At 68.5% G+C, this 26,028-nt stretch carries 25 protein-coding genes; 7 read left to right on the top strand and 18 right to left on the bottom strand.

Annotated elements, in window-relative coordinates; all coding sequences use genetic code 11:
- Positions 1-2: 2 nt before the first annotated feature.
- The gene (gene hutU / locus CK951_RS07995) at positions 3-1,685 is read left to right on the top strand and encodes a urocanate hydratase (protein ID WP_096785649.1); all 1,683 of its coding nucleotides are present in this window, start codon (positions 3-5) and stop codon (positions 1,683-1,685) included.
- Between the two features lie 7 nt (positions 1,686-1,692).
- On the opposite strand, the gene CK951_RS07990 is transcribed toward hutU, so the two are convergent.
- Positions 1,693-2,613: a PHP domain-containing protein gene (locus CK951_RS07990; protein ID WP_096785648.1), complete on the bottom strand. Its 921-nt coding sequence runs from the start codon at positions 2,611-2,613 to the stop codon at positions 1,693-1,695.
- Between the two features lie 128 nt (positions 2,614-2,741).
- Between CK951_RS07990 and CK951_RS07985 the strand changes: the two genes are divergently transcribed.
- A complete protein-coding gene (locus CK951_RS07985; RefSeq protein ID WP_096787197.1) occupies positions 2,742-3,434 on the top strand; it encodes a DUF1045 domain-containing protein in 693 nt (230 codons plus the stop codon).
- Here CK951_RS07985 and CK951_RS07980 read toward each other — a convergent pair.
- The 13 genes from CK951_RS07980 to CK951_RS07920 all read right to left on the bottom strand — a co-directional run bounded on the left by CK951_RS07980 (position 3,431) and on the right by CK951_RS07920 (position 16,484).
- On the bottom strand, positions 3,431-3,871 hold the full coding sequence (locus CK951_RS07980; RefSeq protein WP_096785647.1) for a chlorhexidine efflux transporter: 441 nt from the start codon (positions 3,869-3,871) through the stop codon (positions 3,431-3,433). The genes CK951_RS07985 and CK951_RS07980 overlap by 4 nt on opposite strands.
- A gap of 142 nt (positions 3,872-4,013) precedes the next feature.
- Positions 4,014-4,202 (bottom strand): hypothetical protein, encoded by a 189-nt coding sequence (locus CK951_RS07975; protein ID WP_096785646.1) that lies wholly within the window; start codon positions 4,200-4,202, stop codon positions 4,014-4,016.
- Positions 4,203-4,204: 2 nt separating this feature from the next.
- Positions 4,205-4,840: an SMC-Scp complex subunit ScpB gene (gene scpB, locus CK951_RS07970; RefSeq protein WP_096785645.1), complete on the bottom strand. Its 636-nt coding sequence runs from the start codon at positions 4,838-4,840 to the stop codon at positions 4,205-4,207.
- Complete coding sequence (locus tag CK951_RS07965) at positions 4,840-5,628, bottom strand: ScpA family protein (protein ID WP_096785644.1); 789 nt, start codon at positions 5,626-5,628, stop codon at positions 4,840-4,842. The genes scpB and CK951_RS07965 overlap by 1 nt, the downstream gene beginning before the upstream one ends.
- A complete protein-coding gene (locus tag CK951_RS07960; RefSeq protein ID WP_096785643.1) occupies positions 5,621-6,634 on the bottom strand; it encodes a glycoside hydrolase family 3 N-terminal domain-containing protein in 1,014 nt (337 codons plus the stop codon). The genes CK951_RS07965 and CK951_RS07960 overlap by 8 nt, the downstream gene beginning before the upstream one ends.
- Positions 6,631-7,638 (bottom strand): SPOR domain-containing protein, encoded by a 1,008-nt coding sequence (locus CK951_RS07955; RefSeq protein ID WP_096785642.1) that lies wholly within the window; start codon positions 7,636-7,638, stop codon positions 6,631-6,633. The genes CK951_RS07960 and CK951_RS07955 overlap by 4 nt, the downstream gene beginning before the upstream one ends.
- Positions 7,639-7,708: 70 nt before the next feature.
- Complete coding sequence (gene argS, locus CK951_RS07950) at positions 7,709-9,451, bottom strand: arginine--tRNA ligase (RefSeq protein ID WP_096785641.1); 1,743 nt, start codon at positions 9,449-9,451, stop codon at positions 7,709-7,711.
- An 84-nt stretch (positions 9,452-9,535) separates the two neighbouring features.
- Positions 9,536-10,015, bottom strand: coding sequence for a holin family protein (locus CK951_RS07945; RefSeq protein WP_096785640.1), 480 nt, complete (start codon positions 10,013-10,015; stop codon positions 9,536-9,538).
- A complete protein-coding gene (locus CK951_RS07940) occupies positions 10,006-10,617 on the bottom strand; it encodes a holin-associated N-acetylmuramidase (protein WP_096785639.1) in 612 nt (203 codons plus the stop codon). The genes CK951_RS07945 and CK951_RS07940 overlap by 10 nt, the downstream gene beginning before the upstream one ends.
- Positions 10,618-10,675: 58 nt before the next feature.
- Positions 10,676-11,119 carry a cytochrome c maturation protein CcmE gene (ccmE, locus tag CK951_RS07935; protein ID WP_096785638.1) on the bottom strand — a complete coding sequence of 148 codons (444 nt, stop codon included), beginning with the start codon at positions 11,117-11,119 and terminating at the stop codon, positions 10,676-10,678.
- Positions 11,120-11,143: 24 nt separating this feature from the next.
- Complete coding sequence (argC, locus tag CK951_RS07930) at positions 11,144-12,172, bottom strand: N-acetyl-gamma-glutamyl-phosphate reductase (RefSeq protein ID WP_096785637.1); 1,029 nt, start codon at positions 12,170-12,172, stop codon at positions 11,144-11,146.
- Between the two features lie 25 nt (positions 12,173-12,197).
- On the bottom strand, positions 12,198-13,010 hold the full coding sequence (murI, locus tag CK951_RS07925) for a glutamate racemase (protein ID WP_096785636.1): 813 nt from the start codon (positions 13,008-13,010) through the stop codon (positions 12,198-12,200).
- A gap of 87 nt (positions 13,011-13,097) precedes the next feature.
- Positions 13,098-16,484: an indolepyruvate ferredoxin oxidoreductase family protein gene (locus CK951_RS07920; RefSeq protein ID WP_096785635.1), complete on the bottom strand. Its 3,387-nt coding sequence runs from the start codon at positions 16,482-16,484 to the stop codon at positions 13,098-13,100.
- A 157-nt stretch (positions 16,485-16,641) separates the two neighbouring features.
- Here CK951_RS07920 and CK951_RS07915 point away from each other — a divergent pair, with 157 nt between their 5' ends.
- The 4 genes from CK951_RS07915 (at position 16,642) to grxD (ending at position 21,016) form a co-directional block, all read left to right on the top strand.
- Positions 16,642-17,535: a LysR family transcriptional regulator gene (locus CK951_RS07915; protein ID WP_096785634.1), complete on the top strand. Its 894-nt coding sequence runs from the start codon at positions 16,642-16,644 to the stop codon at positions 17,533-17,535.
- A gap of 462 nt (positions 17,536-17,997) precedes the next feature.
- Positions 17,998-20,157, top strand: coding sequence for a phosphoribosylformylglycinamidine synthase subunit PurL (gene purL / locus CK951_RS07905; RefSeq protein WP_096785633.1), 2,160 nt, complete (start codon positions 17,998-18,000; stop codon positions 20,155-20,157).
- A gap of 195 nt (positions 20,158-20,352) precedes the next feature.
- A complete protein-coding gene (locus CK951_RS07895) occupies positions 20,353-20,595 on the top strand; it encodes a BolA/IbaG family iron-sulfur metabolism protein (protein ID WP_096785631.1) in 243 nt (80 codons plus the stop codon).
- Between the two features lie 55 nt (positions 20,596-20,650).
- On the top strand, positions 20,651-21,016 hold the full coding sequence (gene grxD / locus CK951_RS07890) for a Grx4 family monothiol glutaredoxin (protein WP_096785630.1): 366 nt from the start codon (positions 20,651-20,653) through the stop codon (positions 21,014-21,016).
- A gap of 200 nt (positions 21,017-21,216) precedes the next feature.
- Here grxD and CK951_RS07885 read toward each other — a convergent pair whose 3' ends face one another.
- Positions 21,217-21,591 carry a cell division protein ZapA gene (locus tag CK951_RS07885; protein WP_096785629.1) on the bottom strand — a complete coding sequence of 125 codons (375 nt, stop codon included), beginning with the start codon at positions 21,589-21,591 and terminating at the stop codon, positions 21,217-21,219.
- Positions 21,584-22,051, bottom strand: a complete 468-nt coding sequence (locus CK951_RS07880; RefSeq protein WP_096785628.1) for a hypothetical protein — start codon at positions 22,049-22,051, stop codon at positions 21,584-21,586. The genes CK951_RS07885 and CK951_RS07880 overlap by 8 nt, the downstream gene beginning before the upstream one ends.
- Positions 22,052-22,296: 245 nt before the next feature.
- On the opposite strand from CK951_RS07880, the gene tkt reads away from it, so the two are divergent.
- Entirely contained in the window at positions 22,297-24,315 is a 2,019-nt protein-coding gene (gene tkt / locus CK951_RS07875; protein ID WP_096785627.1) for a transketolase, read from the top strand.
- 298 nt (positions 24,316-24,613) lie between these two features.
- Here the strand turns inward: tkt and CK951_RS07870 are convergent, their stop codons facing one another.
- Positions 24,614-24,904 carry a hypothetical protein gene (locus CK951_RS07870; RefSeq protein ID WP_096785626.1) on the bottom strand — a complete coding sequence of 97 codons (291 nt, stop codon included), beginning with the start codon at positions 24,902-24,904 and terminating at the stop codon, positions 24,614-24,616.
- Between the two features lie 32 nt (positions 24,905-24,936).
- Positions 24,937-25,908, bottom strand: a complete 972-nt coding sequence (locus tag CK951_RS07865) for a DUF808 domain-containing protein (RefSeq protein ID WP_096785625.1) — start codon at positions 25,906-25,908, stop codon at positions 24,937-24,939.
- Positions 25,909-26,028: the final 120 nt, after the last annotated feature.

Raw genomic sequence — 26,028 nt, 5'->3', positions numbered from 1 at the left:
CGATGTCCAGCCGCCACAACCTGCGCGACGTCTTTCCGCCGACCGGCCCCGAGATCAGCGCGAAAAGCTGGCAGACCGAAGCGGCGCTTAGGATGCTGATGAACAACCTGCATCCCGACGTGGCCGAGAATCCGCATGAACTGGTGGTCTACGGGGGCATCGGCCGCGCCGCCCGGACCTGGGAGGATTTCGACCGGATCGTGGCGACGTTGCGGGACCTCGAGGCGGACGAGACGCTGCTGGTGCAGTCGGGGCGCCCTGTGGGCGTGTTCCGCACCCACCCGGACGCGCCGCGGGTGCTGATCGCGAACTCCAACCTCGTGCCGCACTGGGCGACCTGGGAGCATTTCAACGAACTCGATCGCAAGGGGCTGATGATGTACGGCCAGATGACGGCCGGAAGCTGGATCTACATCGGCACGCAAGGCATCGTTCAGGGCACCTACGAGACCTTCGCCGAGGTCGGGCGCCAGCATTACGGCGGGGATCTCGCGGGACGCTGGATCCTGACGGCGGGCCTCGGAGGCATGGGCGGGGCGCAGCCCCTGGCGGCCGTCATGGCAGGCGCCTGCTGCCTTGCGGTGGAGTGCGACGAGAGTCGGATAGATTTCCGCCTTCGGACCAGATACCTGGACGAGAAGGCTCATACGCTGGATGAAGCGCTCGACCTCATCCGTCGCTGGACTTCGGCCGGTGAGGCGAAGTCGGTTGGTCTTCTCGGCAATGCGGCCGAGGTGGTGCCGGACCTTCTCGCCCGGATGATGGCCGGCGGTCCGCGCCCTGATCTGGTGACCGACCAGACCTCGGCGCACGATCCCCTGCACGGCTACCTGCCGCTCGGCTGGACCCTCGCCGAGTGGCGCAGCCGGCAGGAGACCGACCCCGATCAAGTTATCCGCGCCGCCCGGGCCTCGATGCGGCGGCATGTGGAGGCGATGGTGGGTTTTCACAACGCCGGCATCCCGACGCTGGATTACGGCAACAACATCCGGCAAGTCGCAAAGGAAGAAGGACTTTCCACCGCCTTCTCCTTCCCGGGCTTCGTGCCGGCCTGCATTCGGCCGCTGTTCTGCCGCGGCATCGGGCCGTTCCGCTGGGTGGCGCTGTCGGGCGATCCCGAGGACATCCGCAAGACCGATGCGAAGATGAAGGAACTGTTTCCGGACAATCCGCATCTGCACCGCTGGCTGGACATGGCGGCCGAACGCATCTCCTTTCAGGGCCTCCCGGCCCGGATCTGCTGGATCGGGCTGGGCGACCGGCACCGCGCGGGCCTCGCCTTCAACGAGATGGTGCACCGCGGAGAACTGGCGGCGCCCGTCGTCATCGGCCGCGACCACCTCGACAGCGGCTCCGTCGCCTCGCCCAACCGCGAGACCGAGGCGATGCGGGATGGCTCGGATGCGGTCTCGGACTGGCCCTTGCTCAACGCGCTGCTGAATACGGCCTCGGGCGCCACCTGGGTCTCGCTGCACCATGGCGGCGGGGTGGGCATGGGATTCTCGCAGCACGCCGGCATGGTGATCTGCTGCGACGGAAGCGAGGAGGCCGACCGCCGCCTTGCCCGCGTGCTGTGGAACGATCCGGCCACCGGCGTGATGCGCCATGCCGATGCCGGCTATCCCGAGGCGCTGGCCTGCGCACGCGAGCATGACCTGCGGCTGCCCGGCATCCTCGGCAACTGAGCCGGGATCAGAGGTGGATCGGGTTCGACCAGGCCCGGCGACCGGCCGCATCCCGGATCGTGACCCGGACAAAGGGGCTTGCACGGAAGCGGTCGAGCGGGATCCGCGCCCGCGTCATCGACAGGCCATGGACCGCCGTGGCCGCAGTGCCCGCGCCCTGCACCGTCGCGGCCGTCACGGCCGAGCACTCGATCTCGAGCGCCTCGCCGTCGCAGTCGATCCGCCGCAACTCCGGGCCCTGGCTAGAATAGAAGTCGCCCCGCTTCAGCGCCGAAAGCAGCGCCTCGGGGTCGTTCTCCTCGGCCTTGACCATCACCCAGCCGCCGAAATGGTCGGGCTCGGTGAAATGCGCGTCATCAGTGGCGATCAGCGTCAGGCGGCGGCCCTCGGTCAGCAGCAGGTCGGCGATGGCGCTGCCGTCCGGACGCTCGCAGCCCATGGCGCAGCCGTGGTTGTAGATCTCGACCGCATGGGCGGCGCTGATGCTTCGGGCATCGGCCAGCGTCAGCCCGGACCATTGCGGATGGGCGATCGCCACGAAGGCGCCCGCGGCCACCGCGCGCTCGGCGATGGCCGGGCCGGTTTCCTGGGCTGCATCAGCGCGGAAGTCGGGCACAGCGGGAGGCGCGAAGTCTTCCGGCAGACCGACGGCAAGGATATGCCACAGCTCGCCATTCGCCATCGGGCCGGAGTGAAGCTCGGCGCCGAGGATCGTCGTGAAGCTGTTGCTGCGGAAGGGCCGCGTGTCCACGATGGGATAGCCATAGCGGCCGACGAAGTGATCGGTCAGCGCGAGGAAGTCATAGCCCTCGTCGCGATAGCGCCGGCAGACCTCGGCCGGAGCGAGCGCGCCGTCGGACAGGTTCGAATGCGTGTGCAGGTTGCCGCGCCAGAAGCGGCCGCGGGCGGTGAAGGCAGAGGGCGTCATCGACTGGCTCCATGCGGGTTCGCCCGACCCTAGCGCGGTTCCCGGGCGGGGGAAATGACCGGATGGCGGCCTTTCTTCGCAGGCGCAGCGCGCTATGGTGGAAGGGGCTGAGCGAGGAGAAGGCGGCGATGGAAGGCTTTTCGCGATATGCGGTCTACTGGACGCCCGAGCCCGGGCCGCTGGCCGAGTTCGGCGCCGCGTGGCTCGGATGGGATCCCGTTGCCGCCGAGCCTGTGCCGCATCCGCCGATCGGTGGCCTTCCGCGCGACATCGCCCTGATCACCCAGGCGCCCCGCAAGTACGGGCTGCACGGCACGTTCAAATCGCCGTTCCGGCTGGCCGATGGCGTGGATGTGGTGGATCTCCACGCGGCGATGGTGGCGCTCTGCCCCTATCTGGAGCCGGTGACGCTGGCGGGGCTGACCATCTCGCGGATCGGTGGCTTCCTGGCGCTGGTCCCGCGCGCCGAGGACGGCGCGGTGTCCGACCTGGCGGCCCAGGTGGTGCGGGCCTTCGACGGCTTCCGAGCTCCGCTGACCGAGGCCGAGATCGCCCGGCGGCGGCCGGAGCGGCTGACGCCGCGCCAGCGGGGCTACCTCGCCGATTGGGGCTATCCTTACGTGTTCGACGATTTCCGCTTCCATCTGACGCTGACGGGGGAGTTGCCCGAGCCCGAACTGGACGCGGTGGAGGCCGTCCTGGATCGCGTGCTGGAGCCGGTGCTGGCCGGGCCTGTACGGATCGGCAGCCTCTGCCTGTTCGCCGAGGCTACCGACGGTCGTTTCCGGATGCTGGAGCGGCTGCCCCTCGTGCACTCCTAGGTCCAGGCGAGGTGCCGGCCGAGGGGGCGCCAGCGGTCGGCGGCCACGTGGAACAGGAAGGCATAGACCGTGTAGAACACCGCCAGCGCGAGGCTGGTCGCCAGCGCCTCGCGCGGGCTGTGGCCGCCAAGCCAGATCAGCATCGGCAGCGTGATCGACAGGCTGGTGACCTCCTGCGAGACCGCCTGGATCACCCGCAAGCCGATGGGCCGGTGGCCGTCCAGCCGCCGCGTCAGGTGCCAGTCGAACCAGTCGAACAGCACGTGATGCAGCGCGGTCCAGATCATTGCGGTCACCGACACGGCAAGCATGATGGCAAGCGCCTCGCGGCCGGCAAGTCCGAAGGCGAGGCTATAGACCGGAACGACCAGGGCGAGGCCCAGAGCCTCGAAGAACAGCGTCTGGAACAGACGACCGGTGAGCGAGCGAAAATGCATCGAGGAACTCCGAATGGATCATGAAATGGGTTCGGGCAGTAGGACGTAAATGACGCCCTGCCGGCCCCGGAACGGGTCGGCCCGGCCCCCATATCATGTCAGGCGGAAAAAGGATACCGGGCAGGTCCGGTATCGGCGGAAATCAGCGCCCGCCGCGCCGCGTGGCCTGCGCCGCCTTGCGCGCGCGCTTTGCGGCGGCGCGGTCGGCCTTCGCCTGCTGGATCGCGCGGCTCTCGCCCGTGGGCTTCGGGCGCGGCGCGGCCGTGCCGGAGGTGGTCCCGCTGCGCAGGAAGAGGCGCTTCAGCCTCGCGAAGAAGCCGGTCGTCGTCATGATCAATCCTCGAAAAGTTCGCTTTGTCCGGTCACCGGCTCGTCCTCGTCCGGCTGGCGGGCACTGCCCGGCGGCGGGCGGTTGTCCAGCAGGCCCGCGGCGCGCAGTTCCTTGATCCCCGGCAGGTCGCGCGCCGATTCCAGCCCGAAATGGTCCAGGAACTGCTCGGTCACCACGAAGGTCACCGGGCGGCCCGGCGTCATGCGGCGGCGGCCGAAGCGGATCCATTCCAGCTCGATCAGCTGGTCGATAGTGCCCCGGCTGACGGCCACGCCGCGGATCTCCTCGATCTCGGCGCGGGTGACGGGCTGGTGATAGGCGACGATGGCCAGAGTCTCGATCGCGGCGCGCGAGAGCTTCTTCTGCTCCACCGTCTCCTTGCGCATCAGGAACCCGAGGTCGGGCGCGGTGCGGAAGGCCCAGGCGTCGCCCACGCGCACGAGGGTCACCCCGCGCCCCTCGTAGCGGCTGCGCAGATGCATCAGCGCCTCGGCCGGGTCGCAGCCATGAGGCAGGCGGGCGGACAGTTCGGCCACCGTCACCGGATCGGCGGAGGCAAACAGGATCGCCTCGACCATGCGCTCCTGCTCGGCCATCACGGGGGCCGCGAACAGGCTCTTCTCCGGGTGCTCGGTCATCAGCCGTCTCTCCTGCGGATCAGGATGGGCGCGAAGGTGTCGCCCTGCCGCACCTCGATCTGGCCGCGCTTGGTCATCTCGAGGATGGCCGCGAAATGCGCCGCGGTGGCCGAGCGGCGGCGCATCGGGTGGCCGTCCCAGCCCTCGGGCAGGTAGCTCGTCAGTTCGGCCCAGTCGCCGAACCAGTTGAGCATGCCGCGCATGCGCTCGAGCGCCTGCTCCATGGTGAAGACATGGTGGCGGTCCATCACGAAGGGGCGGAACTCGTCCTTGGTGCGGATGCGGGCATAGGCGCGCATCAGGTCGATCAGCGTGGCGGTCCAGGTCACCTTGCGGTGGCGGGTGACATCCTCGGGCAGGCCGCGGGGGAAGAAGTCGCGGCCCTTCTGGTCGCGCGCCATCAGCCGGGCGGCGGCATCGCGCATCGCCTCGAGCCGTTCGAGCTGAAAGGCGAGATGCGCCGCCAGCTCCTCGGCCGAGGGGCCTTCCTCGGACGGGTCGGGGGGCAGCAGCAGGCGGCTCTTCAGATAGGCGAGCCAGGCCGCCATCACCAGATAATCCGCGGCAAGTTCGATGCGCAACTGCTTGGCGCGGTTGACGAAGATCAGGTATTGCTCGGCCAGCTTCAGCACCGAGATCCGCCGCAGGTCCACCTTCTGCGTCCGCGAGAGCGTCAGCAGCAGGTCCAGCGGCCCCTCGTAGCCCTCGACATCGACGATCAGCGCCTCGGCCGCCAGGCGGTCCGCGACGCTGAGGACAGCGGAGGGCTCTTCCCAATCGTCAGCCATGAACGTGCCCGCCCGAGAGGGCGTCATGTTCGGCCTCGAGCGCCGCCCTGTCAATCGGCAGGGGAGTGCGCCGCAGGGCGAGCGCCCTGCGGGCGCGCTCCAGCGTCTTCGGACCCATGTCGCCCGCGGTGGCGGCAACGGCCTCCATCTCGGCCAGGTCGCCGTTGCAGTGCAGGGCGATGTCGCATCCTGCCGCGATGGCCGCGCCCGCGCGCGTGCCGATTCTTCCCGACAGCGCCTGCATCGACAGGTCGTCGCTCATCAGGAGGCCGCCGAAGCCGATATCGGACCGGATCACCTCGATCATCGCGGGCGAGCAGGTGGCCGGGCGCTCGTCCCAGGCCGCGAAGACCACATGCGCCGTCATGGCCAGCGGAAGATCGGCCAGCGGCCGAAATGCCGCGAAATCGCTGGCGGACAGCGTCTCGCGGTCGGCGCTGACCGTGGGAAGGTCGTGGTGGGTGTCGGCCGCGGCGCGTCCGTGGCCGGGAAGGTGCTTGATCACCGGAAGCACGCCGCCCGCCAGATGCGCCTCGGCCACCACCCGGCCAAGCTCGGCCACCGTCGCCGCATCGCCCGACAGGCAGCGGTTGGCAAGGAAGGGATGCGTGGCCGCCGTCAGCACATCAGCCACCGGGGCGCAGTTGCCGTCGATGCCCACGGCGCGCAACTCGGCGGCGATCAGGCGATAGCGCAGCCAGAGCATCCGCGGCGCAAGGTCGCCGGCTGCCTCGACAGCCTGAAGCGGCGGCATCCACTCGCGCCAGTGCGGCGCGCGCAGGCGCTGCACGCGGCCGCCTTCCTGATCGACGAAGATCGGGGCGTCGCGACCGACTGAATCGCGAAGTTCTGCTGCCAAGGCAGAGACTTGCGCCGGATCATGGATGTTCCGCGCGAACAGGATGAAGCCGAAGGGATCGGCCTCGCGGAAGAAGCGACGCTCGGCCTCGGTGGGGCGGGGGCCGGAACAGCCGAAGATGCAGGCCGACCGGCCGGCCTCGCTCATCGAACGGCGACCGGGATGCAGGCGGTATCCTCGGCCAGAAGCGCCGAGCAGAAGCGGCGTGCGTCGGCCTCGTCCGCAAAGCCCGAGGCGCGCAAGCGGTAGAAGGTGCGCCCGCCGCTCTGTGCGCTCTGCACCACGCGGCCCTTGTCGGCGATCAGGCCGCCGAAGCGCGAGACGAGCTTGTCCCATTCCCTCTTCGCGGAGTCGGCATCGTCGAAGGCGCCAAGCTGGACAAGCCGCGTGCCGGAGGCGAGCGTGCCGGGATCGACCTCCTTGACCGGCCCGGTCGCGGCACCGGCGGGGGCCGCGGTTGCCGCAGCGGCCGGCGTCGCCCGCGCGAGGCGGGCCGGACGCGGCGGCGGCACCGGCGAGCGTGTCACCGCACCGGGCGGTGCGGGTTCGGGCAGCGCCTCTTCCGGCTCGGTCGCGACGGGTTCGACCGTGTCGGCAATGGCCTCGGCCAGCGCGAGCCTGGTCGCGTCGGCGTCGATCGCGGGAAGCTCCTCCTCGGCCAGCGCCCCGGACGTTGCGTCATCGGCAGCGGGGGCGGCGGCGGCAACCTCCTCGACGGGCGTGTCCATGCGATCGGGGGTGAGCGTCGGCGCCTCTGTCCCGCCCTCTTGGGCCGCGGCAGGTGCTGCGCCCGGAACCTCGAGGCCCGGCCCGTCATCCAGGGCCAGTTCCACCGGCTTCGGCGCCAGCACCAACCGGTCCGGCGGCGGCGAGGCGGTGCCCACGGCCGCCACGTCATTCACGGCAAGACCCTGATGCGCGGCGATTTCGCCACCCGGGTTCTCGGGGGCGATGCGCATCGGCCCCTCGATCGCCCGGACCACGGGGATGCCGTGCACGTCGCGCACCGCGAGCTTGTAGCCCCAGATCGCCAGCCCCAGGATCAGCGCGATGGACGACACCCCGCCCGCGATGTTGAGGGCGCGCTGCATCTTCGCAGGGCGCTGCGGGGCGTAATAGCCCTCGTAGTCGTCGAAATCCACGTCCGCCATGCTCTGCCCCACTGCGCGCGGGGCACGCCCCGGCGCTGCTTGCCTGTTACGCCCCGGCGGATGCATGTTTTCAGCGCATTTCTTCGACCGGAGTGACGCCCAAGATACTCAAACCGGCGCAAATCACAACGCCCACCGCCCGCGCGAGGGCGATTTTTGCCTGTGAAACCGCCGGATCGTCCTGAAGGAAGCGCAATCCGGGTTCATCGTTGCCGCGGTTCCACAGGCCGTGGAGGTCCGAGGCGAGTTCGTGCAGGTAGAAGGCCACGCGGTGCGGCTCGTTCGTGCGGGCCGCGATCTCGACCAGACGCGGCCATTCCGCGACTTTCGCGATCAGCGCAAGCTCGGCCGGATGGTCGAGCCGGCCCAGATCCGCCGCCGCAAGGCTGGCGTCCGCGACGTCGATCCCCGCCTCGCGCGCCTTGCGCAGGACCGAGTTGATCCGCGCATTGGCATATTGAACGTAGAAGACCGGGTTCTCCTTCGACTGCTCCAGCACCTTGTCGAAGTCGAAGTCGAGCGCCGCGTCGTTCTTGCGCGTCAGCATCACGAAGCGGGTGACGTCGGCACCCACCTGCTCCACCACGTCGCGCAGCGTCACGTAGGTTCCGGCGCGCTTCGACATCTTGAAGGGTTCGCCGTTCTTCCACAGCTTCACCAGCTGGATCAGCTTGATGTCGAGCGGCACGCGCCCCTCGGACAGCGCCGCCACCGCCGCCTTCATCCGCTTGACGTAGCCGCCGTGGTCGGCGCCGAAGATGTCGATCAGCTGGTCAAAGCCGCGGCTGACCTTGTCGTAGTGGTAGGCGATGTCGGGGGCGAAATAGGTCCAGCTGCCGTCCGACTTCTTCACCGGCCGGTCCACGTCGTCGCCATGCGCCGTCGAGCGGAACAGCGTCTGCTCGCGCGGCTCCCAATCCTCGGGCAGCTTGCCCTTCGGCGGCTCCAGCACGCCCTCGTAGATCAGGCCCATGCCCTCCAGCCGGGCCAGCGCCGCCTCGATCTTGCCGGTGCCGTAAAGCGCCTTTTCCGAGGAATAGACGTCCATCTGGACGCCGAGCGCCGCCAGATCCTCGCGGATCATCTGCATCATCATGCCGGTGGCGAAGTCGCGCACGTCGGCGAGCCAGACGCTTTCCGGCTGGTCGAGCAGGCTGGTGCCGTATTTCGCCTTGAGCGCCTCACCCACCGGGATCAGGTAGTCGCCGGGATAGAGGCCCTCGCGGATCTCGGGCTCGAGCCCGTTCGCCTCGCGGTAGCGCTCGAAGGCCGAACGCGCGAGCACGTCGACCTGCGCACCGCCGTCATTGATGTAGTATTCCCGCGTCACGTCCCAGCCCGCGAAGGCCAGAAGCCGGGCGAGCGCATCGCCCACCACCGCGCCGCGGACATGGCCGACATGCATCGGCCCCGTGGGGTTGGCCGAGACGAATTCCACGTTCACCCGCTGGCCCGCACCGATGGAGGAGCGGCCATAGTCCGCACCCTGCCCCAGGACCGAGGCCACCAGCCCCTGCCAGACCCCCGGCTTCAGCCGCAGGTTCAGGAAGCCCGGCCCCGCCACTTCGGCCATCGCGATCCGCGGATCGGCCGCAAGCCGCGCGGCCAGCGTCTCGGCAATGGTGCGCGGCGGCTTGCCGGCGGGCTTGGCCAGCACCATCGCCGCATTGGTCGCCATGTCGCCATGCGCCGGATCGCGCGGCGGCTCCACCGCGACGGCGGCGAAGTCGAGGCCGGCGGGAAGATCCCCCGCCTCGGCCATGGCGCCGAGTTCGGCCGTCACGAGATTGCGGATTTCGGTGAAGAGGTTCATTCGGGGCGTATCCTGACTGTCGCCCCGGCTTTGCCAGAGGCGGGCGCACAGGTCAATGCCGCCCGCCCCGCCGGAGGCTGCGCCTCAGGATCGCTCCTCGCGCCACTCGTCAAGGGCGGGGTTCACGTCGCCCCCCGACTGCGCAGGCCCCGCCGTCACGGGCGGCTGGCGTGCGCGGAAATAGTGTGCCTCGCGTGAGCCGAAGTAGAAGCCGACGATGGCGGCCAGCAGCCACCAGAGCGGATCGGGCACGAGCGCAAGGCCCGACATGCGCCGCCCGAAGCTTTCGGGATCGACCATGGCGAAGACGAAAAGCGCCAGCGTGCCGAAGGCGAGCATCGGACGCGGCAGCCGGTTCAGGCCGTTCACCAGCCGGTCGAACCAGTTCGCGCCGGCGGTGGCATATTCCTCGGAATACTGCCGGAGCGCCTCGCTCTGCGCCAAGGCCGAAAGCTCCATCTCGCGCGTGGCGTTCGGGCGGAAGGCCTCGACCACATCCCGGGCCGCCGCCCCCAGCGCCGCCACGCTGTCGGTGCCCGCGATGAACCGTCCCATCAGGCCCATGATGCAACCCTTTCCCGGTGCTGCGCCTCGGTCAGGCGGTATCGGTCCGACATGAACTCCTCGGCGCGGGTGATCCAGCCGCCCTTGCCGCCATCACGGCGCCGGGCATACTTGCGCGAGGCAGGCCGGCCGTCGGCGAGCGCGTAATACCAGTTGCGCCGCGCGATGGCATAGGCATCGCCCAGATGGCCGGGCGCCGCCTCCCAGGCCGACTGGACCTGCCGGATGGTCTGCGGCCCGATCACCCCGTCGGCCGTGCAGGGAAATCCCATGTCGCTGACAAGGCGCTGCAGGATCTTCACCGCATTGGTGCCCGCGTTGACATACATGTCGAAGACGCTGGCCTGGATGGCCTCGGGCAGGTTGCCGATGCCGGGGCGGCGGAAGTAGTGCTCGACGAAGATGGCCTCGGCCTGGGTCCGGGTCAGGCAGCGCACGTCGTCGATGCCCACCTTCCCGTCTCCCGTGGTATCGAAGCCCAGCCGGCGCAACGTGCCGATGGTGACACCGTATTTCGTGGCGCACCCCGGATCGGAGGGATCGTCCACGAAGCCGCCCTCGCGGGCGACGATCTCTTTCGCAATGTCCTGAACGCTGTGCATCTGACCCCCGCGCAAGTTCGCGGGCCAGACTGCCGAAGACGGCTCAAGGCGTGGTTAATCAGCCGCTCGGTTCCTGATAGACGCCCTGTTCCTTGAGGGTGTCGACCACTTCCTTCGGCATGTAGGTCTCGTCGTGCTTGGCAAGGATCTCGGTCGCGACGAAGGTCCCGTTCACCAGGCGCCCCGTGCCTACCATGCCCGCGTTCTCGGCAAAGAGGTCGGGCAACACGCCCTTGTAGGTGACCGGCACGGTGGCATTGGTGTCGGTGACGCGGAAGGTCACCGTCTCGCCCTGCCCGCGGATCAGACTGCCTTCCTCGACCAGGCCGCCGATGCGGAACACCTCGGTCTCGGGCGGCGGCGCCTCGACCACCTGCGTGGGCGAGCGGAAGAAGTTGATCCCGTCGCGCATGGCATAGCCGATCAGCGCGGTGGATCCGGCCAGTGCCACGAAGGCCAGCGCGATGATCTGGATGCGGCGTTTCTTCTTCAGGCCCTTCATGTGCGTCCTCGCGGCAAACGGCTCTCAGGGGAAGACGGGCGCGAGCATCAGCCCTGCGGCCTCGTCCAGTCCCAGCATCAGGTTCGCATTCTGGATCGCCTGCCCCGACGAGCCCTTGCACAGGTTGTCCAGCACCGCCACCACCATGGCGCGGCCGGGAATGCGGTCCCCGATCACGCCGATATGGACGAAGTTGGAGCCTCGGATGTCGCGTGTCGAGGGGAGCGCGCCAAAAGGCAGCACCTCGATGAACGTTTCCTTCAGATAGCGGTCGAAGAGCGCCTGATGGACCGCCCGCGGATCGCCCTTGACATAGACACTGGCAAGGATGCCGCGGTTCATCGGCGTCAGGTGAGGCGTGAACTGCACCATCACGGGCCTGCCGGCGACCTTCGAGAACTCCTGGTCGAATTCGCCGAGGTGCCGGTGCTTGCCGCCCGCCGAATATGCATGCGTGCCCTCGGAGAGTTCGGCGTGCAGCAGGTTCTCCTTCAGGCTGCGGCCCGCTCCCGAGACGCCGGCCTTGAGGTCGATCAGGATGTCGTCGAGGTCGATCACCCCGGCCTCTATCAGCGGCCGGATGGCATATTGCCCGGTCGCCGCGTTGCAGCCCGTGCCCGCCACCAGGCGGGCCCCGCGGATCTCGTCGCGGTAGAACTCGGTCAGGCCATAGACCGCTTCCTTCTGCAGCCCGGGCGCGGCATGGGGCTTGCCATACCACTTCTCGTATGCGGCCGGATCGCGCAGGCGGAAGTCGGCAGACAGGTCCACGACCTTCAGATCGGCCGGAAGATCGGCGATCACCGCCTGAGACGTCGCATGAGGAAGCGCGCAGAACGCCAGGTCCACGCGCGAGAAATCGATCTCCTCGATCTTCTGCAGCCGCGGCAGGTCAAGGTGGCGCAGGAAGGGGAACACCTCGGCCATTTCCATCCCGGCCTTGCGGTCGCCGGACAGCGCCACGATCCGCATGGCGGGATGCGTGGCGATCAGCCGGACCAGTTCGGCCCCGGTGTAGCCCGAGGCACCGAGAATGGCGATCCTGTATTCCATATCAGTGTCTTCCGTTGGTTTCCTGTCACACGGACTCGAAGCTGATCCGCCGTCTGAGGAACTGCGTCGCCTTGTTCGAGACCGACTTCGGATCGCCCGTGGTCAGGAACTTCGACTCCTGTCCCGAGCCTGCGAACTCCGGCCTGCGTGCCAGATAATCCGCAAGGCTCTCGGCCACAAGATTGGCCTGAGAATAGACGGTGACTTCCGGACCCAGCGCGTCCTGGAACACCTTCTCCATCAGCGGATAGTGGGTGCAGCCAAGGATGGCGGCTTGTGGATGCGGCATCCGCCGCTTCAGCGCCTCGACATGGCTACGCACCAGCGCCTCGGCGAGGATCTCGTCGCCCTGCTCGATCGCGTCGACGACCCCGCCGCAGGGCTGGGCCTCTACGTCCACGCCGATGGCGCGATAGGCCAGTTCGCGCTGGAAGGCGCGGCTGGCCACCGTGGCGGGCGTGGCGAACAGCGCGACATGCTTCACCGCCACCTCGCGCGGGGGGCTGTTGTCGCCCCACTGCCGCTCGGTCAGGGCCTCGATCAGCGGCACGAAGACCCCCAGCACGCGCTTGTCCTTCGGCACCCAGCTTTCCTGCATCCGCTTCAGCGCCGCCGCCGAAGCGGTGTTGCAGGCGAGGATCACAAGATCGCAGCCCTCCGCCCACAGCCGCTCGGTCGCGGCACAGGTCAACTGGAAGATGTCCTCGGCGTCGCGCACGCCATAGGGGGCGTGGGCATTGTCGCCGAAATAGACGAACGGAACCTCCGGCAGCCGCCGCTGCACCGCATCCAGCACCGTGAGGCCACCAAGCCCCGAATCGAACACACCAACCGCCATGCCTGCCCCCGCCCCTCAGGACTTGTCACTGCCGGCAGCATAGGGTCATGCCGCCGGAGACGGAAGCGCATTGGTGGCGCTTGCGACCTATTCCGCAGCCATCGGCAAGGGCGCCCCGCCGGCCCGGATCGCGGCCAGCAACTCCTCGCGGCGTCCTGCGGCCTTTGTGGCATTCGCCTCCTTCACCGGGCCATAGCCCCGGATCGACAGCGGCAGCCGTGCAAGCTCGCGCCCGAGGTCCATGGTCTCCGGCCGCAGCTTCGGCAGGATCTCGGCCATGTCGGCCTCGAACTCGGCGATCAGGCGGCGTTCGAGCCGCCGTTCCGGGTTGCGGCCGAACGGATCGAGGGGCGTGCCGCGCAGCACCTTCATGGTCGCGAGCAGCCGGAAGGCCGGGATCATCCACGCCCCGAACTGGCGCTTCTTCGGGCGCTCGTCGCCTTTCCCGGCAAGGAACGGAGGCGCGAGGTGGAAGGTCGGGTGGAAGTCGCCGTCGAATTCGGCCCGCGCGCGGTCCATCGTGTCGAGGTGAAGCCGCGCCACCTCGTATTCGTCCTTGTAGGCGAGAAGCTGGTAGTAGCCGCGGGCGACGTCCTCGCGGATCTCGGCAGGCGCGCTGTCCACGAGGGCGCGGAACCGCCGCGCCAGCCGGCGCGACTGGTAGCCGGCCAGCCGCTCGGCGCGATAGGCCACCGGGTCCACGGGTTTCGGCGGTTCGGGCTGCAGGATGCGCCCGGCTTCGGCGGGATGCAGCACCGCCCAGCGGCCGAGCGCGAAGGCGCGGGCGTTCTGCTCGACCGCGGCGCCGTTCAGCTCGATCGCGCGGTGGATCGCCTCCTCGCTGAGCGGGATCAGCCCCTTCTGCCAGGCCGCGCCAAAGACCAGCATGTTCGAATAGATCGAGTCGCCCATCAGTACACGCGCCAGTTCCGTGGCGTCGAGGAACGCCACACGATCCTGAAGCCGCGCCTGAAGAGAGACCTGCAACCGGTCGGAAGGAACACGGAAATCCGTGTTGCGCGTGAACTCTCCGGTGACGATGTCGTGGCTGTTCACCACCGCCCCGGTGCGCCCCTTGGCCATCAGGCCCATGGTCTTCGCCCCGGCCGTCACCACGAGATCGCCGCCAATCACCGCATCGGCCTCGCCTACGGCCACGCGGATCGCGCTGATGTCGGATGGCTTCTCGGCGATGCGGCAGTGGATGTGGACGGCGCCGCCCTTCTGGGCGAGGCCCGCCATCTCCATCATGCCCGCGCCCTTGCCATCGACATGCGCGGCCATGGAGAGGATCGCGCCGACGGTGACCACGCCGGTCCCGCCCACGCCGGTCACAAGGATGTTGTGCGTGCCGCGGATCTCAGGAAGCACGGGTGCGGGCAGGTGCGGCAGGTCGATCTCGGCCGTGGCGGCCTTCTTCGGTTTTGCCCCCTCAAGCGTGACGAAGGACGGACAGAATCCGTTGAGGCACGAGAAATCCTTGTTGCAGGACGACTGGTCAATCGCGCGCTTGCGCCCGAGTTCCGTCTCGACCGGCACGATCGACACGCAGTTCGACTGCACGCCGCAGTCGCCGCAGCCCTCGCAGACGTCCGTGTTGATGAAGACCCGGCGGTCGATGTCCGGGAAGGTGCCGCGCTTGCGGCGACGGCGCTTCTCGGCGGCGCAGGTCTGGATGTAGACGATGGCCGAAACGCCCGGAATATCACGGTATTTCCGCTGGACCTCCATCAGCTCGGCGCGCTCGTGGATCTCGATGCCCTTCGGGAAGCGCGTGAGGTCAACCTCCTCCTTCGCGTCATGCACCACGGCGATGTGGCCCACGCCCATCGCCTGGATCTCGCGCACGATGCGATCGGCCGAAAGGTCGCCCTCGTTGTGCTGGCCGCCGGTCATGGCCACGGCATCGTTGAACAGGATCTTGTAGGTGATGTTCGTGCCCGCCGCGAGCGCCGCCCGGATCGCCTGCACGCCCGAGTGGTTGTAGGTGCCGTCGCCCAGATTCTGGAACACGTGCGGGCGCTTCGAGAACGGAGCTTCACCGATCCAGTTTGCTCCCTCGCCGCCCATCTGGGTGAAGCCGACCGTGTCACGGTCCATCCACTGCACCATGTAGTGGCAGCCGATCCCCGCATAGGCGCGGCTGCCCTCGGGAAGCCGGGTCGAGGTGTTGTGCGGGCAGCCCGAGCAGAAATAGGGCAGCCGCGCCGCAAGATCCTGCGCATTGTCGGCCCGGCGTGCCTCGGCCAGCCGCGCGAGACCGGCCTTGACGGCTTCGGTGGCGCGGCCCTCCTCGATCAGGATCTTGCCGATCTTTTCCGCAATTCCAACGGGATCCAGCGCGAACCTCGTGGGGAACAGCTCCTCGCCGCGGTCGTTCTGCCAGCCGAAGATGCGGCGGCCCCGGCGGTCGTTGAAGATCGCCTCCTTGGCCTGCACCTCGATCAGCTTGCGCTTCTCCTCGACGCAGACGATCAGGTCCACGCCCTCGGCCCACTCCTGGAAACCGCGGAAATCGAGCGGCCAGACCTGCCCGACCTTGTAGGTGGTGATCCCCAGCCGTTCGGCCTCGTGCTCGCCGATGCCCAGCAGCGACAGGGCATGCACGAGGTCGAGCCAGCTTTTCCCGGCCGAGACGAAGCCGATCTTTGCGCCCGGCTTGCCCCAGATCCGGCGGTCCATGCGGTTGGCGTGGCTGAAGGCCTCGGCGGCGAAGCGCTTGTAGTCGATCATCCGCGCTTCCTGCGACACCGGAGTATCGGCCAGCCGGATGTTGAGCCCGCCCTGCGGCATCGCGAAATCGGGCAGGACGAGGCGCATCCGGTCGGGGCGACCGTCCACCACCGCCGTGGCCTCCACCGTGTCCTTCATGGTCTTGAGGCCGACCCAGACGCCGGCGAAACGCGACAGCGCCCAGCCGTAAAGCCCGTAGTCCAGGATCTCCTGCACCCCGGCCGGCGACAGGACCGGGATATAGGCATCGACCAGCGCCCAGTCCGACTGGTGCAGCGTGGTCGAGCTTTCGCCGGTGTGGTCGTCGCCCATCGCCATCAGCACGCCGCCGTGCCGCGAGGTGCCGGCCATGTTGGCATGCCGCATCACGTCGCCGGTACGGTCCACCCCCGGCCCCTTGCCATACCAGAGCGCGAAGACGCCGTCGAAGCGCCCTTCGCCTCGCAGCTCGGCCTGCTGCGTGCCCCAGATCGCCGTCGCCGCGAGGTCCTCGTTCAGGCCCGGCTGGAACAGCACGTCGGCCGCGTCCAGATCCTTCTTCGCTCGGCCCATCATCAGGTCCACCGACGACAGCGGCGAGCCGCGGTAGCCCGTGACATAGCCCGCCGTGTTCAGCCCCGCCGCCCGGTCGCGCGCCTTCTGCATCAGCATCAGCCGCACCAGCGCCTGCGTGCCGTTCAACAGCACCGGCGACTTGCCGAGGTCATAGCGGTCGGACAGCTTCACATCCTGCCTGCTCATCGGTCTCCTCCCACAGCCTTTGAACATGAATCCAGTTTAGGTCAAAAAGGTTGACCTACAAAGCGGTTTCGGAGCCATGTTTCCGTTGCAACACGGATATGCGATCCGTTAGGGATCATTGCGCAGAAGCCGCCACCCGCGGCGGGAGAGTTGCGAGATGGATTGGGACAAGCTCAGAATCTTCCACGCGGTGGCCGATGCGGGCAGCCTGACCCACGCCGGCGACACGCTGCACCTGTCCCAGTCGGCGGTCAGCCGGCAGATCCGGGCCCTCGAGGAGAGCCTGAATGTCACGCTTTTCCACCGCCACGCCCGGGGACTGATTCTCACCGAGCAGGGTGAGCTTCTCTTCGAGGCCACGAGCGCGATGGTCAAGCGACTGGACGCCGCAGCCGCCCGCATCCGCGACAGCGAGGACGAGGTCTTCGGCGAGTTGCGCGTCACGACGACGACCGGCTTCGGCACCCTCTGGCTCGCCCCGCGGCTGGGCGGGCTCTACAAGAAGTATCCGGCGCTGAAGATCGACCTGATGCTGGAAGAGCGCGTGCTCGACCTGCCGATGCGCGAGGCCGACGTGGCGATCCGCATGAAGGAGCCGTCGCAGGCCGACCTGATCCGCAAGCGGCTGATGACGATCCGGATGCGGCTCTACGCCTCGGCGCAGTATCTTGCCGAGAATGGCACGCCCGAGAAGACCGAGGACTTCTCGCGCCACCGGTTGATCTGCCAGTTGCCGGGCGCGCCGCAGGTGGCCGCGGGCGCCCTGCTCGTGCAGGAGTTGATGTCGCACGACATTCCGTCGATGCTGACGGTGAACAACTACTTCGGCGTGCTGCAGGCCGTGCTGAACAACCTCGGCATCGGGGTGATGCCGGATTACCTCGCGGTCGCCTTCCCCGACCTCGTGCGGGTGCTGCCCGATGTGGAGTCCGGCGATGTCCCGGTCTTCCTCGCCTACCCCGAGGAGCTGCGCCATTCCAAGCGGGTGGCGGCCTTCCGCGAGTTCGTGATGGAAGAGATTGCGATCTACAGGAAGGCCCAGCAGCTCTGACCGGCCGCGCAACTTAAGTATGAGGCGGGCCGCCCCGGCACCGGTGCGTGTGTGCCATCCGCGTAAATCCCTGATCTGCAAGAAAAAGATGGGTGCGCCGCTAAGGTATGCGCGCAATGCATGGCGGACATGCTGCAGGTGCAGCATGATGGCGCTTGATCGGCGCGAGTCGCGGCCCTAAATCCCCTCTCGAAGCGGGTGATCGAGAGGTTTCTCTTGTCCGCTTCATACCTCCCTGTTGGACTTGGGCCGAGCTTCTGCTCGGCCTTTTTTTTGCTTTCCGGTCAGGATTTCCCGCCTGCCCGCGGGATGGGCCGGAAAATGCCGCAGGTGGCGCGTTTGCGGGCGGATCGCGAACCGTGGGGCGAAATTTCTTGCGACGCTGCCGCTTCCCCCACCTTCCCCTGATGGCCGTTCCGTCCTATGAGGCGGCCAAAGCCATGCCCCGTGGAGAGATGCGCCATGACCGAGCCCGAAATCACCCCCGAGCTGATCGCGGCCCACGGCCTCAAGCCCGACGAATACCAGCGCATCCTGCAGATCATCGGGCGCGAGCCGACCTTCACCGAGCTTGGCATCTTCTCGGCGATGTGGAACGAGCACTGCTCCTACAAGTCGTCGAAGAAGTGGCTGCGCACGCTGCCTACCACCGGCCCGCAGGTGATCTGCGGCCCCGGCGAGAACGCGGGCGTGGTGGATATCGGCGACGGTCAGGCCGTGATCTTCAAGATGGAGAGCCACAACCACCCGTCCTACATCGAGCCCTATCAGGGCGCGGCGACGGGCGTCGGCGGCATCCTGCGCGACGTCTTCACCATGGGGGCGCGCCCCATCGCGGCGATGAACGCGCTTTCGTTCGGCGAGCCGAGCCACCCGAAGACCGCCCACATCGTCAAGGGCGTGGTCGAGGGCATCGGCGGCTATGGCAATGCCTTCGGCGTGCCTACGGTGGGCGGCGAGGTCCGCTTCCACCGCGCCTACAACGGCAACTGCCTCGTGAACGCCTTCGCGGCGGGTCTCGCGGGTGCGGACAAGATCTTCTACTCGGCCGCCTCGGGCGTGGGGATGCCGGTGGTCTATCTCGGTGCCAAGACCGGCCGCGACGGCGTGGGCGGCGCGACCATGGCCTCGGCCGAGTTCGACGACACGATCGAGGAAAAGCGCCCGACCGTGCAGGTCGGCGACCCCTTCACCGAGAAGCGGCTGCTCGAAGCCTGTCTTGAACTCATGGCCTCGGACTCGGTGATCTCGATCCAGGACATGGGTGCTGCGGGCCTCACCTGCTCGGCGGTCGAGATGGGCGACAAGGGCGACCTCGGCATCAAGCTGCAACTCGACGCCGTGCCGCAGCGCGAGGCACACATGACGGCCTACGAGATGATGCTTTCGGAAAGCCAGGAGCGGATGCTCATGGTGCTGAAGCCCGAGAAGGAGGCCGTGGCCCGCGCGATCTTCGAGAAATGGGACCTCGACTTCGCCATCGTCGGCGAGACCATACCCGAGGACCGCTTCCTGATCCTGCACGGCAACGAGGTGAAGGCCGACCTGCCGCTGAAGGCGCTGTCGGGCACCGCGCCGGAATACGACCGGCCGTGGGTGGAGACGCCCGCCGCCGCGCCGATGGCCCCCGTGCCCGAGGTCGATCCGATCGAGGGGCTCAAGGCGCTCATCGGCTCGCCCTCCTACGCGCACAAGGCCTGGGTATGGGAGCAGTATGACAGCCAGGTGATGGCGGATACCGTCCGCGCGCCGGGTCTGGGCGCGGGCGTGGTGCGGGTGCATGGCACGCCGAAGGCGCTGGCCTTCACCTCGGACGTGACGCCGCGCTACGTCAAGGCCAACCCGTTCGAGGGCGGCAAGCAGGCGGTGGCCGAAGCCTATCGCAACCTGACCGCGGTGGGCGCGAAGCCGCTCGCCACCACCGACAACATGAACTTCGGCAACCCGGAAAAGCCCGAGATCATGGGCCAGTTCGTCGGCGCGATCAAGGGCATCGGCGCGGCTGTGGCGGCGCTCGACATGCCGATCGTCTCGGGCAACGTCTCGCTCTACAACGAGACGGACGGCGTGGCGATCCTGCCCACCCCCACCATCGGCGCGGTCGGCATCCTTGCCTCGCTCGACGAGCTGATCGCGGGCCAACCCGCGGAAGGCGACGTGGCGCTGGTGATCGGCGAGACGAAGGGCCATCTGGGCCAGTCCGCCCTTCTGGCCGAACTGCTCGGCCGCGAGGACGGCGACGCGCCGCATGTCGACCTTGCGGCCGAGAAGCGCCATGGCGAGTTCCTGCGCGCGAACCGCAAGCTGGTCTCGGCAGCGACCGACCTGTCCGACGGCGGGCTCGCGCTTGCGGCCTTCGAGATGGCAGAGGGCGCGGGCCTCGGCCTGACGCTGACGGTGCAGGGCACGGGCGCCCTCTTCGGCGAGGATCAGGCGCGCTATCTGGTGGCCTGCCACCCCGACCAGACCAAGGCGCTTCAGGCCGCGGCCGAAGCGGCGGGCGTGACGCTGGCGCAGGTCGGCCAGTTCGGCGGCGAGGAGGTCACGCTCGGCACCGCCTCGGCCCCGCTCGTGGACCTGTCGCGCCTCTACCGCTCGGCCTTCGCCGCGGCCATCGGCTGAGGCGGCGCCCGGCTCGGCCAGTTTCCGACATGGCACCGCAGGTGCCGCGCCCGGAACGCGGGCATCAGGCCGCGCCAATGCGCGCGGAGCAGGCGGAGCGGCAGGCGGCTGCACAAGTCGCGCAGCCGCCGCTTGCGCGCATCCGGCGCGAAGCATACATCTTTCAGACGTAAGATTGCACAGGACGCCTGCAGCATGGCCATGGAAGCCCAGGACATCGAGAACCTCATCCGCGCCAGTTTCCCCAAGGCGAAGATCACCATCACCGACCTTGCCGGCGACGGAAACCACTGGGCCGCCGAGGTGGTCGACGAAAGCTTCCGTGGCCTGAACCGCGTCCAGCAGCAGCGCGCCGTCTATGCCTCGCTCAAGGGCAAGATGGACGGCGCGCATGGCGAGCTTCATGCGCTGGCCCTGACCACCAAGGCGCCCGACTGAGCGCTTCTCCCCTTCCCACGCGCGATGCCGCGGCCAACCACGAGGACGATCCGACATGACCACCACCGTCGAAGAGCAGCTCCGTGACCTTGTCACCACGAACGACGTGGTGCTGTTCATGAAGGGCACCGCATCCATGCCGCAGTGCGGTTTCTCGAGCCGCGTCGCGGGCGTGCTGAACTACATGCAGGTCAGCTACAAGGACGTGAACGTTCTCGAGGACGCGGACATCCGTCAGGGGATCAAGGATTTCTCGGACTGGCCGACCATCCCGCAGCTCTACGTCAAGGGCGAGTTCATCGGCGGCTGCGACATCGTCACCGAGATGACCCTGTCGGGCGAGCTTGACCAGCTGTTCGACGCGAAGGGCGTGGCCTACGACAAGGCGGCGGCGGACAAGATCCGCGAAGCCAACGCCTGAGGCTTGGCGGGCGCGCCATCAGGCGCGCCCCTGTCCCGTCGTGACACTGCAGGTCCGGACGCGACACCTTTTCCTCCTGCAAGCTTTAAGAACGCCGCCCGATGCCCGCGCCTGCATTGGCAGCGCTGCGGGATCGGTCGTTTCAGGAACGGTCGGCTAGCCGAGAGCCGGGGCAGATAGCCCTCCCCGGCAGCCGTGATTCAGGCGCGGGCGCGCTCCTCCACGCGGTCGGCGACGGATTCGGCACGGGCAGCCAGTTCGGCCAGCGCCTCCTTCACCCCCGCCGGGATGACCGGCACCTCGACCCGCTCCGGCTCGGGCGCGGGGCGCGCCTCCAGTTCGGAGACCTGCTCGCGCAGGCGGCGGATTTCCTCGTCCACGCCCACCATGCGGTCCGCGAGCATCAGCCCCGCCATCAACAGCATGCGCGAATCCGTCATGCGGCCCATCTGCTCCACGACGGGGGCCGCCTCGGCGTCCAGAGTGGCGGCCGCGGCGCGCAGGAAATCCTCCTCGCCGGGCTGGCAGGCGACTTCGAAGGTCTTGCCCCCGATGGTAATGGCCAGTTCAGGCATCCGAGCGACCCTCCGAGATCAGCGGTTCCAGCGCGGCAAGGACTTCCTCGACCTCGGCGGCCTCGGTGGCGCGCGCCGCCCGCAGCGCCTCGAGTTCCACCACCATCGAGCGGTTGACCAGATGCGGATCGGCCACGCCGTCGGCGGTGGCCTCGCGCAGCGCGCGCAGCGCCTCGCGCAGCTGGCCGGTGGTCTTCTTCATCCGCTGAAGCTCCAGCCCCTGCACGTCGAGCTGCCGGGTCAGGGCGTCGACCTGCTCCTCGAGCTGGCCGATCTTGGCGCCCTCGCGCTCCTTCACCGCCTTCAGGCGCTCGGCGAGCTGGGCATTGACCATGCGCTCCTCGTCCAGTTCGGCCTGCAAGGGATTTTCCGCGGGCATCACCGGGATCGCGTCGATACCGGCGCCGATCCGTTCCAGCGCCGCCGTAAGCCGGCGCTCGAGTTCCTCCAGTTCCTGCATGTGGTCTGCCTTTCCGTTCCGTTCCTGCCGGGCCGTCCGCATCTGCCCTGCGGCGGCACATTGTCGCGCGAATCGTGTCCGCCCGGCCATTTCCGGGATCTTACCGCAAGGTTCGCCCCCGATGCGCCCCCCTTTGGCATCATATCGGGACCGGCGCGCTTGATCTTGCCGGTCGGGCTGATATGCAGCCCTGAAGCGGTGCGTGCAAGACGCCGCACCGGGAGGACCTCAGTCGGAGAATTGCCGTGGATATATCCAGCCTGCGCGAGCAGCATCCCGATCACTGGAAGAAGGCCTGCGCCATTCGCGCGCTGACGCTCGACGCGGTCGCCGCGGCGAATTCGGGCCACTCCGGCATGCCGATGGGCATGGCCGACGTGGCGACCGTCCTCTACGAGAAGCACATGGTGTTCGATGCGCAGGCGCCGGACTGGCCGAACCGCGACCGCTTCGTCCTCTCGGCGGGCCACGGCTCGATGCTGGTCTATTCGCTGCTGCACCTGACCGGCGACCCGGAATTCCCGATCGAGCAGCTGAAGAACTTCCGCCAGTGGGGCGCGAAGACGGCGGGTCACCCCGAGAACTTCCTCGCCAAGGGGATCGAGACCACGACCGGCCCGCTCGGCCAGGGTCTCGCGATGGCGGTCGGCCTCGCCATGGCGGAAGAGTCGCTCCGCGCCCGCTGGGGGTCGAAGATCATCGACCACTACACCTACTGCATCGCCGGTGACGGCTGCCTGATGGAAGGCGTGAGCCAGGAAGCGATCGGCCTCGCCGGCCGGCACGAACTGTCGCGCCTGATCGTGATGTGGGACAACAACGGCATCACCATCGACGGCAAGGTGTCGCTGTCGGACCGCACCGACCAGAAGGCCCGCTTCGCGGCCGCCGGCTGGGACGTGTTCGAATGCGATGGCCACGATCCGGTCGACATCGACCGCGCGCTGACCGAGGCCAAGGCCTCGAAGGGTCCGGCCTTCATCGCCTGCACCACGCATATCGCGCTCGGCTCCTCGGCTCAGGACACCTCGAAGGGTCACGGCGCGCTGACGGATGCCAAGCTGATTGCCGACACCAAGGCTGTCTATGGCTGGACCGGCGGCGCCTTCGAGATCCCCGCCGACGTGAAGAAGGCTTGGGAGGCCATCGGCTCGCGCGGCGCGGAAGCCCGCAAGGCGTGGGAGGAGCGCATGGCGGCGCTCTCGGACTCCAAGCGCGCGCTCTTCGAGCAGCAGTTCTCCTGCGAGCCGCCGAAGAAGCTGGCGGCCACCATCCGCAACGTGAAGAAGGCCGCGGTCGAGACCCCGCAGAAGGTCGCCACCCGCCGCGCCTCGGAAATCGTGCTTGAATCGGTCAACCCGATCATGACCGAGACCCTCGGCGGCTCGGCCGACCTGACCGGCTCGAACAACACCAAGACCGCCGATCTGGGCGTCTTCGACCCGATCAACCGCAAGGGCCGCTACGTCTATTACGGCATCCGCGAGCACGGCATGGCCGCCGCGATGAACGGCATGGCGCTGCACGGCGGCCTGCGACCCTATGGCGGCACCTTCATGTGCTTTGCCGACTACTGCCGCCCCGCGGTGCGCCTCTCGGCGCTGATGCACATGCCGGTGGTCTATGTCTTCACCCATGACTCGATCGGTCTGGGCGAGGACGGGCCGACCCACCAGCCGGTCGAGCATCTGGCGATGCTGCGCGCGACGCCGAACATGCTGGTGTTCCGGCCCGCCGATCTCGTCGAGACCGCCGAGGCCTGGGAGATCGCGCTGTCCGAGAAGGCCACGCCCTCGGTGCTGGCGCTGTCTCGGCAGAACCTGCCGGCGGTGCGCAAGACCCACACCAACAAGAACCTCGTGGCGCAGGGCGCCTATGTGCTGGAAGAGGCGACCGGCAAGCGTCAGGTCATCCTGATCGCCTCGGGTTCCGAGGTCGAGATCGCGCTGAAGGCCCGCGAGGCGCTCGAGGCCGAAGGCATCGGCACCCGCGTCGTCTCGATGCCCTGCATGGAACTGTTCGCGCAGCAGGACGAGGCCTACCGCCGCAAGGTCCTTCCGCCGGGCGCCGTCCGCATCGCCATCGAGGCGGGCGTGCGCATGGGCTGGGACCGCTGGCTGCTGGGCGAGCGCGGCCGCGAGGGCAAGGACGGCTTCATCGGCATGTCGACCTTCGGCGCCTCGGCCCCGGCCGAGCGGCTCTACAAGGAGTTCGGCATCACCCCGGAAGCGACCGTCGCCAAGGCGAAGGCCCTGCTCGGCTGATCCGGGTCGCAAGGAACAGGAAAGGCCGCGCTTCGGCGCGGCCTTTTGCTTGAACCCTTCAGGTCTGGGACCGCTGCGCGCGCGGCCTCGTCCGGCGTCGACCTCTCAGGGCTGGGACCGCTGCTGGCAGGGCTCGCCCGGCGTCGACCTCTTTCCGTCACTCCGGTCGGGTTTGCCGGCCGCCCGGCGATCGCGCCAGAACCCTCGAGGGCGGCGGGATCGAGGGTCCCCTTCCGGTCGGGTTCGCCGGCTCGCCGCGGATTGCGCCACAGCGGTCGGGGACCGCAGGTCCGAGGGATCACTTCCAGTCGGGTTCGCCGGCCCGCTGGGGGTAGGTGCGCTCCTCGCCCTGATCGGTCAGGGTCGGGAACTCGCCCTGGTTCTCCACCGCCTCGATCGGTTCGCCGTCGGGATCGGTCTCGTCCAGCGGCCGGGTTGTGGCATGCGGGTTCTCCTCGATCGCGAGCAGCTCGCGCGCGCGATCCATGAAGGGAGCCGCACCGCCCTCGGGGCGTCCCGCCCCGTCCCACAGCCGCTCGGCGCGATCGGCGACGCGGCGTTCCCATGCTTCGAATTCCTGGCGGTCCATCGGCAGCTCCCTGATTGCTGCCGGCAGAACCCTCAGCCGCGGGCCGAGGTTCCGGGCTTCAGCCGGGACACCAGCCCCCAGACCGGCGCGACGATCCATTTCGCGACCGGAATGAGCGCGATGCCGAGCAGCAGACCGAAGAGCCCGTCGAGCGCCGCGGTCACCGCCCAGTCGACAAGGCCGGGGGCCTGCGGCACCGCCGCCGCGGCCGCCACGGCGATCTCGTGGATGTGGTGGTAGAGCCAGCCCCAGCCCAGCTGTTCGAGGCCGTGGATCACGATGGCGCCGCCCACCCAGATCATCGCCGCCGTGCCGACCGCCGCCAGCGCCTTGAGGAAGGTCGGCATCCCGTGCACGATCCCGCGGCCGAGCGCGCGCGTCGGTGCGAACCGGCCCCTGAGGCTCATGAACACACCCACGTCGTCGGCCTTCACGATGGCCGCCACGCCGCCATAGACCAGCACCGTGATGCCCACGCCCGCCGCCGCAAGGGCCGCCGCCTTCATGCCGATATGGCCGTCCGGCAGGGCCGCAAGCGCGATGGTCATGATCTCGGCCGACAGGATGAAGTCGGTCTTGATGGCGCCCGCGACCTTCTCCTCCTCGAGATGGGCGGGGTCGCCTTCGGTCGCCTTGTCCTCGTGATGGTGTGGCGCGAAGATGTGATAGACCTTCTCGGCCCCCTCGAAGCAGAGATAGGCGCCTCCCAGCATCAGAAGCGGCGCCACGGCCCAAGGCGCGAAGGCCGACAGCAGCAGCGCCGCCGGCAGCAGGATCACCAGCTTGTTGAACAGCGACCCCTTGGCGATGCGCCACACGATCGGCAACTCGCGCGAGGCGTCGAAGCCGTGGACGTATTTCGGCGTCACCGCCGCATCGTCGATCACCGCCCCCGCGGCCTTGGCCCCGGCCTTCGTCGCCTGGCCGATCACGTCGTCCACCGACGCCGCCGCCACCTTGGCGATCGAGGCCACATCGTCGAGAAGCGCCAGCAAGCCGCTCATGTCCTGATCCCTGCATCTGTTCCTGCCGTCAACCTTCTGGCAGATGGGGCGTTCCCTCGGCAAGCCCATGGGTCGCACCGCAACTTTGCCCGACCCTTGTGCATCGCAGCCGGCCCGGCC

The organism is Rhodobacter sp. CZR27 (assembly GCF_002407205.1).
Classification (GTDB): Bacteria; Pseudomonadota; Alphaproteobacteria; order Rhodobacterales; family Rhodobacteraceae; genus Cereibacter_A.
Note: the sequence above shows the minus strand (reverse complement) of the source record. Positions and strands in the feature narration are given on the sequence as shown.

Coding starts and splice junctions, on each gene's coding strand:
- hutU (WP_096785649.1), top strand. CDS start 3: ATGTCCAGCCGCCACAACCTGCGCGACGTCTTTCCGCCGACCGGCCCC.
- CK951_RS07990 (WP_096785648.1), bottom strand. CDS start 2,613: ATGACGCCCTCTGCCTTCACCGCCCGCGGCCGCTTCTGGCGCGGCAAC.
- CK951_RS07985 (WP_096787197.1), top strand. CDS start 2,742: ATGGAAGGCTTTTCGCGATATGCGGTCTACTGGACGCCCGAGCCCGGG.
- CK951_RS07980 (WP_096785647.1), bottom strand. CDS start 3,871: ATGCATTTTCGCTCGCTCACCGGTCGTCTGTTCCAGACGCTGTTCTTC.
- CK951_RS07975 (WP_096785646.1), bottom strand. CDS start 4,202: ATGACGACGACCGGCTTCTTCGCGAGGCTGAAGCGCCTCTTCCTGCGC.
- scpB (WP_096785645.1), bottom strand. CDS start 4,840: ATGACCGAGCACCCGGAGAAGAGCCTGTTCGCGGCCCCCGTGATGGCC.
- CK951_RS07965 (WP_096785644.1), bottom strand. CDS start 5,628: ATGGCTGACGATTGGGAAGAGCCCTCCGCTGTCCTCAGCGTCGCGGAC.
- CK951_RS07960 (WP_096785643.1), bottom strand. CDS start 6,634: ATGAGCGAGGCCGGCCGGTCGGCCTGCATCTTCGGCTGTTCCGGCCCC.
- CK951_RS07955 (WP_096785642.1), bottom strand. CDS start 7,638: ATGGCGGACGTGGATTTCGACGACTACGAGGGCTATTACGCCCCGCAG.
- argS (WP_096785641.1), bottom strand. CDS start 9,451: ATGAACCTCTTCACCGAAATCCGCAATCTCGTGACGGCCGAACTCGGC.
- CK951_RS07945 (WP_096785640.1), bottom strand. CDS start 10,015: ATGGGCCTGATGGGACGGTTCATCGCGGGCACCGACAGCGTGGCGGCG.
- CK951_RS07940 (WP_096785639.1), bottom strand. CDS start 10,617: ATGCACAGCGTTCAGGACATTGCGAAAGAGATCGTCGCCCGCGAGGGC.
- ccmE (WP_096785638.1), bottom strand. CDS start 11,119: ATGAAGGGCCTGAAGAAGAAACGCCGCATCCAGATCATCGCGCTGGCC.
- argC (WP_096785637.1), bottom strand. CDS start 12,172: ATGGAATACAGGATCGCCATTCTCGGTGCCTCGGGCTACACCGGGGCC.
- murI (WP_096785636.1), bottom strand. CDS start 13,010: ATGGCGGTTGGTGTGTTCGATTCGGGGCTTGGTGGCCTCACGGTGCTG.
- CK951_RS07920 (WP_096785635.1), bottom strand. CDS start 16,484: ATGAGCAGGCAGGATGTGAAGCTGTCCGACCGCTATGACCTCGGCAAG.
- CK951_RS07915 (WP_096785634.1), top strand. CDS start 16,642: ATGGATTGGGACAAGCTCAGAATCTTCCACGCGGTGGCCGATGCGGGC.
- purL (WP_096785633.1), top strand. CDS start 17,998: ATGACCGAGCCCGAAATCACCCCCGAGCTGATCGCGGCCCACGGCCTC.
- CK951_RS07895 (WP_096785631.1), top strand. CDS start 20,353: ATGGCCATGGAAGCCCAGGACATCGAGAACCTCATCCGCGCCAGTTTC.
- grxD (WP_096785630.1), top strand. CDS start 20,651: ATGACCACCACCGTCGAAGAGCAGCTCCGTGACCTTGTCACCACGAAC.
- CK951_RS07885 (WP_096785629.1), bottom strand. CDS start 21,591: ATGCCTGAACTGGCCATTACCATCGGGGGCAAGACCTTCGAAGTCGCC.
- CK951_RS07880 (WP_096785628.1), bottom strand. CDS start 22,051: ATGCAGGAACTGGAGGAACTCGAGCGCCGGCTTACGGCGGCGCTGGAA.
- CK951_RS07870 (WP_096785626.1), bottom strand. CDS start 24,904: ATGGACCGCCAGGAATTCGAAGCATGGGAACGCCGCGTCGCCGATCGC.
- CK951_RS07865 (WP_096785625.1), bottom strand. CDS start 25,908: ATGAGCGGCTTGCTGGCGCTTCTCGACGATGTGGCCTCGATCGCCAAG.